12 protein-coding genes are annotated in these 14,636 nt (G+C 71.2%); 7 read left to right on the forward strand and 5 right to left on the reverse strand.

The annotated features are described in order from the left end of the window. Nucleotide 1 precedes the first annotated feature (1 nt). From MRBLMI1_RS12720 to aceB, 3 genes are all read right to left on the reverse strand, one after another. A complete protein-coding gene (locus MRBLMI1_RS12720) occupies nt 2-670 on the reverse strand; it encodes a bifunctional 4-hydroxy-2-oxoglutarate aldolase/2-dehydro-3-deoxy-phosphogluconate aldolase (RefSeq protein WP_367733523.1) in 669 nt (222 codons plus the stop codon). Between the two features lie 210 nt (nt 671-880). Beyond that, a complete protein-coding gene (locus MRBLMI1_RS12725) occupies nt 881-2,476 on the reverse strand; it encodes an isocitrate lyase (protein ID WP_367733524.1) in 1,596 nt (531 codons plus the stop codon). 63 nt (nt 2,477-2,539) lie between these two features. Then, entirely contained in the window at nt 2,540-4,177 is a 1,638-nt protein-coding gene (gene aceB / locus MRBLMI1_RS12730) for a malate synthase A (RefSeq protein ID WP_367733525.1), read from the reverse strand. A gap of 125 nt (nt 4,178-4,302) precedes the next feature. On the opposite strand from aceB, the gene MRBLMI1_RS12735 reads away from it, so the two are divergent. Beyond that, nucleotides 4,303-5,778, forward strand: coding sequence for a helix-turn-helix domain-containing protein (locus MRBLMI1_RS12735; RefSeq protein WP_367733526.1), 1,476 nt, complete (start codon nt 4,303-4,305; stop codon nt 5,776-5,778). Nucleotides 5,779-5,889: 111 nt separating this feature from the next. On the opposite strand, the gene MRBLMI1_RS12740 is transcribed toward MRBLMI1_RS12735, so the two are convergent. Further along, entirely contained in the window at nt 5,890-6,552 is a 663-nt protein-coding gene (locus MRBLMI1_RS12740; protein ID WP_367733527.1) for an endonuclease domain-containing protein, read from the reverse strand. 454 nt (nt 6,553-7,006) lie between these two features. Here MRBLMI1_RS12740 and MRBLMI1_RS12745 point away from each other — a divergent pair, with 454 nt between their 5' ends. From MRBLMI1_RS12745 to rbsD, 6 genes are read left to right on the forward strand one after another with little or no spacing between them, the layout of a single operon-like run. Next, on the forward strand, nt 7,007-8,041 hold the full coding sequence (locus MRBLMI1_RS12745) for a LacI family DNA-binding transcriptional regulator (RefSeq protein WP_367733528.1): 1,035 nt from the start codon (nt 7,007-7,009) through the stop codon (nt 8,039-8,041). Next, nucleotides 8,038-9,639, forward strand: a complete 1,602-nt coding sequence (locus MRBLMI1_RS12750) for a sugar ABC transporter ATP-binding protein (RefSeq protein WP_367733529.1) — start codon at nt 8,038-8,040, stop codon at nt 9,637-9,639. Before MRBLMI1_RS12745 ends, MRBLMI1_RS12750 begins: the two co-directional genes overlap by 4 nt. Further along, on the forward strand, nt 9,636-10,616 hold the full coding sequence (locus MRBLMI1_RS12755) for an ABC transporter permease (protein WP_367733530.1): 981 nt from the start codon (nt 9,636-9,638) through the stop codon (nt 10,614-10,616). The genes MRBLMI1_RS12750 and MRBLMI1_RS12755 overlap by 4 nt, the downstream gene beginning before the upstream one ends. Before the next feature lie 59 nt (nt 10,617-10,675). Beyond that, the gene (locus MRBLMI1_RS12760) at nt 10,676-11,620 is read left to right on the forward strand and encodes a substrate-binding domain-containing protein (RefSeq protein WP_367733531.1); all 945 of its coding nucleotides are present in this window, start codon (nt 10,676-10,678) and stop codon (nt 11,618-11,620) included. Continuing rightward, a complete protein-coding gene (locus MRBLMI1_RS12765) occupies nt 11,617-12,639 on the forward strand; it encodes a ribokinase (RefSeq protein ID WP_367733532.1) in 1,023 nt (340 codons plus the stop codon). The genes MRBLMI1_RS12760 and MRBLMI1_RS12765 overlap by 4 nt, the downstream gene beginning before the upstream one ends. After that, complete coding sequence (gene rbsD / locus MRBLMI1_RS12770; protein ID WP_367733533.1) at nt 12,636-13,019, forward strand: D-ribose pyranase; 384 nt, start codon at nt 12,636-12,638, stop codon at nt 13,017-13,019. The genes MRBLMI1_RS12765 and rbsD overlap by 4 nt, the downstream gene beginning before the upstream one ends. A gap of 13 nt (nt 13,020-13,032) precedes the next feature. Here rbsD and MRBLMI1_RS12775 read toward each other — a convergent pair whose 3' ends face one another. After that, a complete protein-coding gene (locus MRBLMI1_RS12775) occupies nt 13,033-14,559 on the reverse strand; it encodes a helix-turn-helix domain-containing protein (protein ID WP_367733534.1) in 1,527 nt (508 codons plus the stop codon). Between the last annotated feature and the right edge of the window lie 77 nt (nt 14,560-14,636).

Raw genomic sequence — 14,636 nt, forward strand, 5'->3', positions numbered from 1 at the left:
GTCAGGCCTCCTCGCGGTGCGGAGCGGTCACCGGCGATCGGCGTGCGGCGGCGACGGCGGCGAGCATCTCGCGTGCGGCGCGCGTGACATCGCCCGCGCTCCCGGCTTTCGTGACGGCACTGCCCACCCCCACGGCGACGGCTCCCGCCGCGAACCACCGTCCGACGGTGTCGACCGTGACCCCGCCGGCGGGGAGGATCGGCGCCGAGGCGAGCGGCGCGCGGACGGCGCGCAGATAGTCGGGCCCGGCGATCTCGGTAGGGAAGAGCTTGACGAGGTCGGCTCCCGCCCGGAGCGTCTGCACGATCTCCGTGGGGGTCAGCGCGCCGCCGATGGTGACCACGCCGTGGCGTCGGCCCGTCGCGATCATGGCCGGGTCCAGCTGCGGGCTCACGAGCAGGCTCGCGCCGGCGTGGATCGCGCGGACGGCGCTGCCGGCGTCGACGACGGTGCCCGCCCCGACGGCGACGCCCGTCCCCGCGAACTCGTTCGCCAGGGTGGTCACGAGCTCCAGCGCCCGGGGGACGGAGAGCGTGATCTCGAGGGCCCGGATGCCGCCGGCGACGGCCGCGCGCGCCACCTCCAGGGCCTTGTCGGCATCGTCGAGACGGATGATCAGGACGACGCCGGTGTCGTGGATGAGGGAAAGGGTCTGTGCATGTGTCAACATCGGGGCCCAAGCTAGGACACCGAATGTTTACATGCACAGCGAATTCACCCGCCGTGCCGACCCGCCCCTGGCCTCCGGTGCCGGAACGGCCCCTTCCCCGGCGGACGCGACACCCGCCCCGGAACGCGGGTGCCGGAACGGCCCCTCCCCGGCGGACGCGACCCCCTCCCCGCGGTCGGGCGGGGAGGGGGGCGACGGAGAACCGGGAACTCAGCCGAACTGGTTCATGGTGTTGTCCTTGCCGCCCGCCTTGAGGGCGGCGTCGCCGGCGAAGTACTCCTTGTGGTTGTCGCCGATGTCGCTGCCGGCCATGTTCTGGTGCGTGACCGTCGCGATGCCTTCGCGGATCTCCCGACGCTGCACGCCCCGGACGTACGCGAGCATGCCCTCGTCGCCGAAGTAGCCCTTGGAGAGGTCATCGGTGGACAACGCGGCCGTGTGGTAGGTCGGCAGCGTGATGAGGTGGTGGAAGATGCCGGCGCGCGCGGAGCCGTCCTTCTGGAACGTGCGGATCTTCTCGTCGGCGAGTCGGGCCAGCACGGTGTCGTCGTACTCGGCGCCCATCAGGTTCGCGCGGTCGTACGCGGAGACGTCCGCGCCCTCGTGGACGAGCTGGTCGTAGGCCTGCTGGCGGAAGTTCAGCGTCCAGTTGAACGACGGGCTGTTGTTGTAGACGAGCTTGGCGTCCGGGACCACTGCGCGGATGCGATCGACCATCCCGGCGATCTGCTCGACGTGCGGCTTCTCCGTCTCGATCCACAGCAGATCCGCTCCGTGCTGCAGTGCGGTGATGCAGTCGAGGACGACACGGTCCTCGCCCGAGCCCGGACGGAACTGGTAGAGGTTGCTGGCCAGGCGCCGGGGACGGAGCAGTCGTCCCTCGCGGCGGATGACGACGTCGCCGTCGCCGAGCGACGACGGTGAGACCTCCTCGACGTCGAGGAACGCGTTGTACTGGTCGCCCAGGTCGCCGGGGGCGGACGAGACGGCGAGCTTCTGCGTGAGTCCGGCGCCGAGGGAGTCCGTCCGGGCGACGATGATCCCGTTGTCGATGCCGAGCTCGAGGAACGCGTAGCGGACGGCGTTCAGCTTGGCGATGAAGTCCGCGTGCGGCACCGTGACCTTGCCGTCCTGATGGCCGCACTGCTTCTCGTCGGAGACCTGATTCTCGATCTGGAGGGCGCACGCGCCGGCCTCGATCATCTTCTTGGCCAGCAGGTAGGTCGCCTCGGGGTTGCCGAACCCGGCGTCGATGTCGGCGATGATCGGCACGACGTGGGTCTCGAAGGTGTCGATCCGCGAGCGGATGAATTCCTCCGCCGTGTCGTCCCCCACCGCCCGGGCCTGGTCGAGCTGGGTGAAGAGCAGGTCCAGCTCGCGGGCGTCGGCCTGGCGGAGGAAGGTGTACAGCTCCTCGATGAGGGCCGGCACCGCGGTCTTCTCGTGCATGGACTGGTCGGGCAGCGGCCCGAACTCGGACCGCAGCGCCGCGACCATCCAGCCGGACAGGTACAGGTAGCGCTTGCTCGTGCTCTTGAGGTGCTTCTTGATGGAGATGAGCTTCTGCTGCCCGATGAATCCGTGCCAGACCCCGAGGGACTGGGTGAAGACCGAGGAGTCGGCGTCGTACTCGCTCATGTCGCGCCGCATGATGTCCGCGGTGTACTGGGCGATCTCCAGACCCGTGCGGAAGCGGTTCTGCGCCCGCATCCGCGCGACGTTCTCGGGATCGATGGCGCTCCAGCTCGATCCATGCTGCTGCGTGAGGGCCGTGACGGCGTCGATGGTGTCCGTGTACTGCGTCATGTTCGCGTCCTTGCGTCGGGGTGGTGATGTCGGAAGAGGGAGGGGGCGGGTCCGACCCGCGGGTCAGTCGAGGTGCTTCGCGTAGGCCGGCAGCGTCAGGAAGGCCGGGAACTCGGGCCGCAGGGCCACCTCGCGGAAGATCTCGGCGGCGTCGTCGAAGCGGTCGCCGTCGGTGCGCGGCACCTCCGCCAGCACCTCCGCGACGATGCCCTCGACGTAGGCACGGGTGATGGCGTCGCCCTCCGCGGTCTCGCGATCCTGGTGGATCCACTGCCAGATCTGCGAGCGCGAGATCTCGGCGGTGGCGGCGTCCTCCATGAGGTCGTCGATGGCGACGGCACCGAGGCCCCGGAGCCACGCCTCGAGGTAGCGGATCGCCACCGAGACGTTGCCGCGCACCCCGGCCGCGGTGACGGGCAGACCGATGCGCAGGTCGAGCAGGTCGGCGGCGTCGACGGCGACCTCGTCCCGGGTGCGCCCGAGCTGGTTCGGCTCGTCGCCGAGCACCGCGTCGAACTCCGCCCGGGCCACCGGGATGAGGTCGGGGTGGGCCACCCAGGTGCCGTCGAAGCCGTCGCCGGCCTCGCGCCGCTTGTCCGCGGCGACCTTCTGGAACGCCGCCTCCGTCACGTCGGGGCGACGGCGGTTCGGGATGAAGGCGCTCATCCCGCCGATGGCGTACGCGCCCCGCTTGTGGCAGGTCTGCACGAGCAGCTCGGTGTAGGCCCGCATGAACGGCACCGTCATCGTCACCTCGCTGCGGTCGGGCAGGACGAAGCGCGCCCCGCGGCCGCGGTAGGTCTTGATGATCGAGAAGATGTAGTCCCAGCGGCCGGCGTTCAGGCCCGCGCAGTGGTCGCGCAGGGCGAAGAGGATCTCCTCCATCTCGAACGCGGCCGGCAGCGTCTCGATCAGCACCGTGGCGCGGATCGTGCCGTGCGACAGCCCGAGTCGCTCCTCGGTGAACGAGAACACGTCATCCCACAGGCGCGCCTCCTCCGCCGACTCGATCTTCGCCAGGTAGAAGTAGGGCCCGCGGCCGGCCGCGATCAGCGCGTCGGCGTTGTGGAACACGTACAGCCCGTAGTCGACGAGGGAACCGGATGCCGCCAGCTCGCGGCCGGCCCGATCGATGAACGTCATGTGCTTCTCGGGCAGGTGCCAGCCGCGCGGGCGCATCACGATCGTCGGGGTCCGCTCCGCGGTGACGCGGTACTCCTTGCCGTCGGCGTTCGTGTAGGTGAGCTGACCGCGGATGGCGTCGAACAGCGACTGCTGACCGCCGATCACGTTGCGCCACGTCGGGGAGGTGGCATCCTCCTGGTCGGCCAGCCACACGCGGGCACCGGAGTTCAGCGCGTTGATGGTCATCTTGGGGTCGGTCGGTCCGGTGATCTCGACGCGGCGGTCCTCCAGGCCCGGGCCGGCTCCCGCCACCCGCCACGACGGGTCGTCGCGGATGTACGCCGTCTCGGCGCGGAAGTGCGGGTCGTCGCCCGTACCGATCTCGAAGCGACGGCGCTCGCGGGCGGCGAGACGGTCGTGCCGGCGGCGGGCGAAACGGTCGTGCAGCTCGGTGAGGAAGGCGAGCGCGGCCGGGCTGAGGATCCTTCCGTCCTGTCCCTCCAGCGGCCGCTCGACGCGGAGGTGCGGAGCGGACGCCGGGGTCGTCGTGAGCGGGGGAGCGGTGATGAGGGTCATGAGGTCGTCCTCTCGGAAGGGTGTGCGGGGCTCGTGACCACAACTGTGGGCGAACACTCCCGCCTGCCGACGAGGTTCGTGCGGAGAAGATGGACCGATCTTCTGCTTCTGTGAGATCGTGCCGTATGGCGACGCGCGCTCCTGCTCCCTCGACGTCCCTCCCGATCGACGATGAGGAGGTGGACACCCTCACGATCGGCCGCCGCATCCGACAGCTGCGCACCGCGCGCGGAATGACGCTGGACGACCTCGCGCAGGCCGTCGGCCGCGCCCCGAGTCAGCTGTCGATGATCGAGAACGGCCACCGCGAGGCGAAGCTCACGCTGCTGCAGACGATCGCGCGCGCCCTCGAGTGCAAGCTCGACGCGCTCCTGGATGCGGAGCCGCTGGACCCGCGCACCGCGCTCGAGGTGTCCGTCGAGCGCGCGATGCGCGGTCAGACGTTCCAAGCCCTCGGCATCGCGCCGTTCCGCGTCGGCCGGTCGGTGCCCGACGAGGTGCTGGCGGCGATGCTCGCCCTCCAAGGGGAGATCGAGCGGCTGCGCGAGGAGCGCTCGGCGACGCCCGAGGAGGCGCGACGGGCGAACGTGGCGCTGCGGCGGCTCATGCGCACGCAGGACAATCACTTCCCGGAGCTGGAGGCCGAGGCATCCCGTGTCCTCTCCGCCGTCGACCACCCCGGGGGTCCGCTGACGCAGCGCGCGGCGAGCGACATCGCCGCCCATCTGGGGTTCTCGCTGCACTATGTGCCCGACCTGCCCTCGTCGACGCGCAGCATCGCGGACGTGAAGAACGGCCGGCTCTACCTGTCGACCGGGGTGGCCAAGGGCGACCCGCGGACGGCGGTGCTGCAGGCGCTGTCCAGCCGCCTCCTCGGCCACGGCGAGCCGACGAGCTACGACGAGTTCCTCCGGCAGCGCGTGGAGACGAACTACCTCACCGGGGCGCTGCTGATGCCGGAGGGCGACGTCGTGACGGCGCTGCGCGAGGCGAAGGAACGGCGGGCGATCAGCATCGAAGACCTCCGCGACGCGTACTCGGTGTCGTACGAGACCGCGGCCCACCGGTTCACCAACCTGGCCACCGTGCATCTCGGCATCCCGGTGCACTTCCTCAAGGTGCACGAGTCGGGCACCATCACGAAGGCCTACGAGAACGACGACGTGAACTTCCCGACCGACCGGCTCGGGTCCATCGAGGGGCAGATGTGCTGCCGGCGGTGGACGAGCCGCGTGGTGTTCGACGTCGACGACCGCTTCAACCCGTACTACCAGTACACCGACACCGGGAACGGGACGTACTGGTGCACGGCCCGCGTGGAGCAGTCCAGCGAGGGCGCGCACTCCGTGAGCGTGGGCGTGCGCTTCGACGACACGAAGTGGTTCCGCGGCCGCGACACGGCGAACCGAGGGGTGTCGCGGCATGCCGTCGAGACCTGCTGCCGCCGGGCGCCCGTCGAGCTCGAGGCCGCGTGGCGGGGCGCGGCGTGGCCCAACGTGCGGACCCCGCGGACCCTTCTCGCGACCCTTCCGACCGGGGCGTTCCCCGGCGTGGACACGACCGAGATGTACGAGTTCCTCGAGGGCCACGCCCCGTCCTGACCGGCCGCGTGCCAGCCGTGCACAACGGCGGACCAGATTTCGACACGCCGATCCGGGATGCCGCCGTGACGGCGTGTGCGGCCAGATGTCCGCCGTTGTGCACGGCCGAGGTTACGGAGCGACATGTCGACGACGGTCGACGTGGGCGAGGATCGCCCGTTCGACGGTGTCCCAGTCGTGCATGATGAGGGCGTAATCGAAACGCAGGGTGATGAAGCCCCAGATCGCCGCGTGAGCGTCGCGGACGAGATCGCGATGCCGGTGCGATGCGCCGTCGTGATATTCCGCGCCGTCGACCTCGACGATCAGTGTGTCCCCGATGAGGAGATCGACCCGTCCCACCGAGACGATGCCCACCTGGGTGCGCACCGGGATGTTCCATCGCCGTAGTCGCCATCGAACGATCGACTCGAGGCCGCTGTCGGAATCGGACCGGGCGAAGGAGAGGGCGTCGCGGCCGGCACCGTTCGTGTTCCGCCGCAGCCAGTCGATGTCCGCCGTCGCCAACAGCTTCTGACGCAGGGCGGACTCCACGGCCACGAAGAACTCCTCGACCCCGCGGCATCCGGGGATCTGACGAAGGACGAGGGGGAGGGGGAGAGGGGCGAGGACGTCCTCGGCGGCGTCGTCCCAATGCGGCCGGCAGCGACAGTCTCCGTGGTCGTACGCGTGCCCTCCATTGCCCAGCCAGACGTGGATCTCCTCGGCCGCCGCGACCGTCCAGAGGCCGCGGTGGCGAGCCGCCGTGACGCATGCCGCGCTTCCGCCGTGCAACGCGGCCGTCCGAACGGGTGCACACGTTCCGGCATCCGCGTACACCCCCCTCCTCACGTGGACGAGGGACCCGGACGCGACCGCGTGGGAGATGCTTCGACGCGACCGACCCCCCGCGCGGAGGTCGGCGAATGTCCGGATGCCGTGATCGAGCGCGCACATCCTGACAGCGTTACGTCCACCGCGGCCTCCCACCTGCTTCCCGCGGCCTTCTGTGAACAGATGTGCCTGTGGAGGAGTCGTGCGCGCCCCGCCATCCGTGCACGACCGCGGAGATCTCCGGCGACACTCCGGTCGCGGCGGCCGGGCGGCGGCGTGTCGTCGGACGGTCCGCAGCTGTGCTCGCGGAGGTCGTCACCGTCGCGTTGACAGGTGGCGAGACCCTGTCGTACAGTGATGGAATCCTTTCCATGGAATCGATTCCATAGACAACGACGTACGAAGGACCACCGCCATGACGGGACCCGCGACGGGCGCAGTGACGCTGAAGGACGTGGCGGCACGGGCCGGTGTCTCCGCAGCGACCGCCTCCCGCGTCCTCTCCGGCAACCCCGCGACCTCGCCCGAGGCGCGCGAGCGTGTGGCCGCCGCCGTGCGGGAGCTGGATTTCCACCCCAATGCCCAGGCGCGCGCGCTGCGGTCGACGCGGTCCGACACGATCGGTCTGCTCGTCTCCGACGTCCGCAACGCCTTCTTCGCCGACCTCGCCCACGCGATCGAGCAGGAACTGCTCGTCGAGGGGTACGTGACCCTGCTCGGCAACGCGAACGAGGACCACGCCCAGCAAGACCGCTACCTCGACACGCTCATCTCCCGGCGCGTGGACGGCGCGATCATCGCCCCGCAGGGGGGCGACTCGGCCTCCATCGACGCGCTCCTGCGCCGCGGCATCCCCACCGTCTTCGTCGACCGCACCCTCCCGGGAATCGCCGTCCCGAGCGTTACGACCGACAGCGCACCGGGCCTTCGTCACGCCGCGGAGCACCTGCGTGCGCTCGGTCACGACCGCGTCGGATTCATCGCCGGACCCCAGACCGTCTCGACCGGACGCGAGCGTCTGGCTGCCTGGCTCGATGCCGTCGAACAGACGGGGCTGAGCAACGACCCCGATCTCGTCTTCGAGGGCGACTTCCAGGCGGCGAGCGGCTCGGCCGCCGTGCACCACCTCTTCGATCTCGCCGCACCGCCCACCGCCGTCGTCGCCGCCGACAGCCTCATGACGGTCGGTGCGATCGCGATGCTCACGCGAGGGGGTCGGCGCATCGGCACCGACGTGTCGCTGATCGGTTTCGACGACGTCGAGTGGTTCTCGCTGCTCGATCCGGCGCTGACCGTCATCGGTCACAACGTCGACGAGATGGGCCGCACCGCCGTCCAACTCCTGCACGCCGTGATCGCCGGCGAGACCCCGGCCTCCGTCACCCTTCCGAGCGAGCTGATCGTACGCTCCTCGACCGCCGCGCCCCCGTCTCCGAGGAACCCGTCATGAGCGAAACCGCCCCTCCCGCGCTGCTCACCCTCGAGGGGGTCAGCAAGGCCTTCGGGCCGGTTCGCGTGATCGAGGACGTGACCGTGCACGTGCGCGCCGGTCAGGTGCAGGTGCTTCTCGGAGAGAACGGCGCGGGCAAGTCGACGCTCATCAAGATGATGGCGGGCGTGTATCAACCCGACCGTGGGCGGGTACTCGTCGACGGTTCCCCCGTGGACCTCCCGAATGCGCTCGCCGCGGAACGTCTCGGCATTGCGACGATCCACCAGGAGCTGAACCTCGTGCCCTCGCTCAGCGTCGCGGAGAACGTGATGATGGGGCGCTATCCGCGCCGATTCGGTCTCGTCGATCGTCGAGAGCTGCGTCGCCGCGCGCAGGCCGCGCTCGACCTGATCGGCCTGCGCGTCGACCTCGATCAGAAAGTGGGCGAACTGGGCATCGCCCGTCAGCAGTTGGTCGAGATCGCCAAGGCGCTGAGCGTCGACGCGCGAATCCTCATCCTGGACGAGCCGACCGCCGCGCTGACGCGCCACGAGACCGAGGCGCTGTTCGCCGTCGTCGCCCAGCTGCGCGGACGCGGGGTCGGGATGCTGTTCATCAGCCACCATCTCGACGAGATCGCCGAGATCGGCGACACCGTCGCCGTGCTGCGCGACGGCCATTTCGTCGCGGAGGTTCCGGCATCCACCGGCGAGGACGAGCTGGTCCGGTTGATGGTGGGGCGCAGCATCGACGAGCAGTACCCCCGTACTCCGCGCGTCGACCCGTCCGCGGCGGAGGTGCTCCGGGTCGACGGTCTGACCTCGACGTCCTTCCGCGACGTGACGTTCACCGCCCGCGCCGGGGAGGTCGTGGGCATCGCCGGGCTGGTCGGTGCCGGACGGACCGAGGTCATCCGGGCGATCGCCGGGGTCGACCGCTACACCAGCGGATCGGTCACGGTGCGCGGGAAGACGCTCAAGCGCGGCGACATCGCCGGTGCGGTCGCGGCCGGCATCGGACACGTGCCGGAGGACCGTAAGGCGCAGGGCCTCGTCCTCGGCGCTTCCATCAACGAGAACCTGGGCCTCGCGACCTTCGCGTCCACGGCCCGCGCCGGTCTGGTCGACTTCGCCGGGCAACGACGCAAGGCCGAGGACGTCGCCGCTCAGCTGCGCATCCGCATGCGCGACATCGACCAGGAGATCCGGTCGCTCTCCGGCGGCAATCAGCAGAAGGCCGTCTTCGGGCGTTGGATCATCGCCGGTTCGAGCGTGCTCCTGCTCGACGAGCCCACGCGCGGTGTCGACGTGGGGGCGAAGGTCGAGATCTACGAGCTCATCAACCGCATCACCGATGCCGGGGGAGCGGTGGTGATGGTCTCGAGCGAGCTGCCCGAGGTCATGGGCATGAGCGATCGCATCCTCGTGATGCGCGACGGGGTCATCGCCGGGGAGGTCGCGGCGGCCGACGCCACCCAGGACCTGTTGATGAGCCTTGCAGCGCTCGACACCGAAGACGTCGTGGCCTCTGTCCCCTCCGACGTCCCTACCGACGACACCGACACCTCCCGCCCGGGCCCGGCCATCTCCGACGACGAAGAAGAGACCCCCTCATGACCACTGCGACCACGTCGACCCCGACCCCTGCCACCGTCTCGACGCGGGTCACCAGGTTCCTCGCCAACAACGGTGCGCTCGTCGGGCTCGTCGTTCTGTGCGTGGCGCTGTTCATCGCCACCCCCGACTTCCTCACCGGCCCGAACCTCCTCAACATCGGCATCCAGGTGTCGACCGTCGCCGTGCTCGCCTTCGGGATGACGTTCGTCATCGTCGCGGGCGGCATCGACCTTTCCGTGGGCTCGGTGGCCGCGCTGTCGTCGATGGCGTCGGCCTGGTTGTACGCCGACGCGGGCCTGCCCGGCTGGCTGACGCTCCTCCTGGGGCTCGTCACCGGTGCGGTGACGGGGACGGTGAGTGGTCTGGCCAGCGCCTACGGAAAGCTGCCGTCGTTCATCGCGACCTTGGCGATGCTGAGCGTTGCGCGGGGCCTCACCCTCGTCATCTCGGACGGCGTGCCGATCCCCACCTCTCCGGAGGTGTCGTTCCTGGGATCGTCCATCGGGCCCGTCCCGGTTCCCATCCTCGTGCTCGTGGTCGCCGCCCTGATCGCCTCGTTCATCCTCAACCGCACGGTGATCGGTCGCTCGATGTACGCCGTCGGCGGCAATGCCGAGGCCGCCCGGCTCTCGGGTCTCCCGGTCAAGCGCATCGTCGTGACGGTCTTCGCCCTCTCGGGCACCTTCGCGGCGCTCGGCGGGCTGCTCCTTGCGGGCCGGCTCGACTCGGTCCAGCCCCAGTTGGGCGTCGGCTACGAGCTCGACGCGATCGCGGCGGTCGTCATCGGCGGCGCGAGCCTCGCCGGTGGCGTCGGACGGATCTCGGGCACCGTCATCGGCGCGCTCGTGCTCGTGGTCATCCGCAACGGCCTGAACCTCCTCGACGTGTCGTCGTTCTGGCAGCAGGTCGTCATCGGCGTCGTCATCGCGCTGGCGGTCGGATTCGACGTCATCCGCCGCAAGACCCGCAACGCCTGACCGGCGCCCTCCCTCTTCTCCTCCCTCACCACCTCCACATCACTCAGAACAGGATCGTCATGGCCCCCTTCACCTGGCGCAAGGTCGCGTCCGTCGCCGCCATCGCCGCACTCGTGTCCGTCGGACTCACCGCCTGCAACCGCGACAGCGGCTCCGCCGGCGGCTCCGACCGCCCCACCGTCGTCCTCTCGCTGTCGACGCTCAACAACCCCTTCTTCATCGAGCTGCGTGACGGCGCGCAGGCCGAGGCGGACGAGCTCGGCGTCGAGCTGCAGATCACCGACGCGCAGAACGACTCGGCCACGCAGGCGAATCAGCTGGCCACGGCGGCGACCACCGCCGACGCTGTCATCATCAACGCCGTCGACAGCGATGCGGTGTCCTCCTCGGCCGTCGCGCTGAACGAGGCGGGCAAGCCGATCGTCGCAGTCGACCGCGCGGTCAACGGCGCCGATGTCGCCTCCTTCGTCGCCAGTGACAACGTGGCCGGAGGAGAGCAGGCGGCCATCGCCCTCGCCGAGGCGATCGGGGGGACGGGGCAGGTCATCGTGCTGCAGGGTGTGGCGGGCACGTCCGCGAGCCGCGACCGCGGCGAGGGCTTCCAGAAGGGTCTCGCGGCCTACCCCGACATCACGGTCGTCGCGACGCAGACGGCCAACTTCGACCGTGCCCAGGCGCTGGACGTCACGACCAACCTGCTGCAGGCCAACCCGGGTGTCGTCGGCATCTTCGCCGAGAACGACGAGATGGGCCTCGGTGCGATCCAGGCCCTCGGCTCCCGCGCGGGCACCGACGTCAAGGTGGCCGCCTTCGACGGCACCGCCGACGGCATCGCGGCGATCGAGGCCGGGACCATGACGAGCACGATCGCTCAGCAGCCGGCCCAGCTCGGTTCCCTGGCGGTGCAGCAGGCCGTCAAGGCCCTGCGCGGCGAGGGGGCCGCCGACGAGGCCGTCGAGGTCATCACCGTGACGGCCGACAACGTGGGCGACTTCACCAAATGACCTCCCTGCCTGAGCCGACCGTCGTCGTCGTCGGGTCGATCAACGTCGACCAGCGCATCGTCGCCGATCGGCTCCCCCTCCCCGGTGAGACGCTCATCGCCTCGTCGATGACGCTCTCGCCGGGAGGGAAAGGCGCCAATCAGGCTGTGGCGGCTGCGCGTCGCGGCATCCGGACCGTCATGGTCGGAGCGGTCGGCGACGACGGGCGCCGCGACGACGCCCTTCAGGTGCTCGCCGACGCCGGTGTCGAGCTCGACGAGGTGCGCACGGCGACCGGGACGCCGACGGGCCTCGCGGTCGTCACGGTGGCCGAGACGGTCGGCGCCGAGAACACGATCGTCGTGGTCCCGGGCGCGAACGGGGCGATGACCGCCGCGGCGATCGACGCCTCCGCCGGCACGATCGCTCGCGCGGCCGTCGTGGTGGCGCAGGGAGAGATCCCCGTCGCCGGCATCGACCGTCTCGCGGAGATCACCCTCTCGCGTTTCCTCCTCAACCTCGCGCCGGTGGTGGATGTGGACGAGCGCACGCTGCGGCGGGCCGACCCGCTGGTGGTCAACGAGCACGAAGCCCGACTCCTCCGTCAGCGTGTCCAGCCGGGGTCGTGGACGGACGACGACGCAGGCGCGGATCTCCCTCGCGATGCCGCGGCGGCCGCGGCACTTCTCGCTTTCGGCATACCCTCGGTCGTGATCACCCGAGGCGCGGCGGGCGCGCTCGTGACGACGGACGACGGTATCGTCCACATCCCTGCTCCGCGCGTGCAGGCCGTCGACACCACGGGTGCGGGGGACGCCTTCGTCGGCGCGTTGGCGGGCGCGCTCGCGGCGGGCGTGGAGATGACGGAGGCCGTGCGGCAGGCGGTCCGTGTCGCGGCCCACGCCGTCACCTCGCCCGGGACGCAGACCTCGTACCCGACGGCCGACACCGTGCTCCCTCCCGCGGCGGCGGGGGAGCGGGTCGTCGGGACCGAGGCCGCGGACGACCCGGCCGCCGGGTCCTCGGCGGGAGCGCCGTGAAGCGCGGGGGCATCCTCAACGCGGCGCTGAACGAGGCGATCAGCCGACTCGGCCACGGCGACCTCGTCGTCGTCGCCGACCGGGGCCTGCCCGTTCCCCCCGGGGTGGCCGTGGTCGATCTGGCGCTGGTCGCCGGCATCCCGAGCTTCGCCCAGGTCGCCCATGCGCTGCAGGAGGAGGTGGTGTTCGAAGCGGGGCTCGCCGCGGAGGAGAGCGCGGACTCGGACGCCCGGGACTTCATCACCTCTCGTTTCCCCGACATCGAGTTCGTGTCCCACAGCGAGCTCAAACGGCGGAGCGCCTCGGCCCGCCTCTTCGTCCGCACGGGCGACCAGACGCCCTACGCCAACGTCGTGCTGCGCTGCGGCGTCGCGTTCTGAGACGGGCGGGCCGTCACTCCGCGAGGCGCAGCGCCGTCCAGATCTCGGCGCGCGCGGCGAAGGACGACAGGTCCCGGTGCAGCACCCGCTCGGCCTGCGCCACGCGCGCCCGGACGGTGTGGCGATGGATGCCGAGGGCCTGGGCCGTCGCTTCGTGCGAGCAGTCGTGGGCCAGCCACGCGTCGAGGGTGACGACGAGTGCCGCGCCCTGGGCGTCGTCGTGCTGCCGCAGCGGGGCGAGCACGCCGGCCGCGACGGTGCGGGCGGCGTCGGAGCCGAGCGCGGAGAGCACCCCCGCCCGGGACGCGTCGGCGAAGTCCGCCACGCCGGGGGCGGAGGCGCGGTCGCGGGCCGTGCGGGCCTGCGCGAGCGCGCTCGAGAAGGCGTCGTACGCTGTGGGGGCCGACACCCCGACCACGAGGTCGAACCGTTCCGCGGTCTCGTCCATCAGCGCGCGGGACGTCGCCGGGACGACCAGCACCACGCCGTCGTCGCCGCGGCCGAAGAACAGCTGCTCGTGCGCGCGCGCCTCCAACCACTCCACGAGAGCCCGCGACCGCACCGATGCGGCCGGCGTCAGCCCCACCACGACCGGGGCGGTCGGAAGCGCGCCCCACAGCTCGCGCGCCGCGCGCCGCGCGAGGGACGGGTCGTCGCTCAGCAGCGACTGCACGAGCCCGGCGCGCAGGGCGCCGACGGCCCGGCCGAGTCCGTCCTGCTGCTCCAGGGCGAGACCCGCCATGGCGACGACGGCCGTGACGACGCTACGCGCCTCGTGATCCAGGTCGGTGCCGACGATCGCGACGACGCCCCGCAGCTGCCCGCCGCGTCCGAGGGTCTGCAGGGTCGCCTCGGCGCCGTTCACCCGCAGCGCCGATCCCGCCCGCGTGCCGCGGCGGAGCACCTCGGCCACGTCGCCGGCCAGGATGCCGAGGGTGTCGGCATCCATCGTCCCGGTCGGGTGGGCGGTGCGCAGGGCGCCGGAGGCGTCGTAGAGGCCCACCCAGCAGTCCAGCTGCCGGGACAGCTCGGCCAGGGTGGCGGACAGCCCGTCGGGGCGCAGGGCCGCGAGCGACACGGCGCGCTGCGCCGCGAGGGACCAGCTCCGACGGGCGTACGCCTCCGCGGCGATCGCCTCGGCGCCCGCCCGCGCCACCGCGATGAACGGGGTGCGGTACGGCACCTCGAAGAGGGGCATGCCGGCCGTGAGGCACGCGGCGGCGAGATGCGCCGGGATGCCGTCGCGGACGACCTCCGTTCCGAAGCCGAGCCCCACGACCCCCCGCGCCGACAGCCGGTCGACGTACGCGTCGTAGTCGGCGGGCGCGGCGTCGGCGAACTGCGTGCCGGTGGTCAGCAGCACGAGCCCCTCGCTGAGGAACGGCGTGGGATCGGCGAGGTCGCTCGAGTGCACCCATCGCGCGGCGCGGTCCAGGCTCCCGCCGGGCAGCGCGGACTCGTCCAGGGCCAGGCGCAGACGCAGATCGCGGCGCCCGAGCAGGGCGCGCAGCGTCGGGGGCACGGCGGCGGGCTCTGCCACGGTCGCTCCTATACGGTTCGTACACGGGGATGCCTCGAACTGTACAGCCCGCACAGTGCGGGCCGCGGCGCGTGCTC

The organism is Microbacterium sp. LMI1-1-1.1, from assembly GCF_040815675.1.
In the GTDB taxonomy this organism is placed as follows: domain Bacteria; phylum Actinomycetota; class Actinomycetes; order Actinomycetales; family Microbacteriaceae; genus Microbacterium.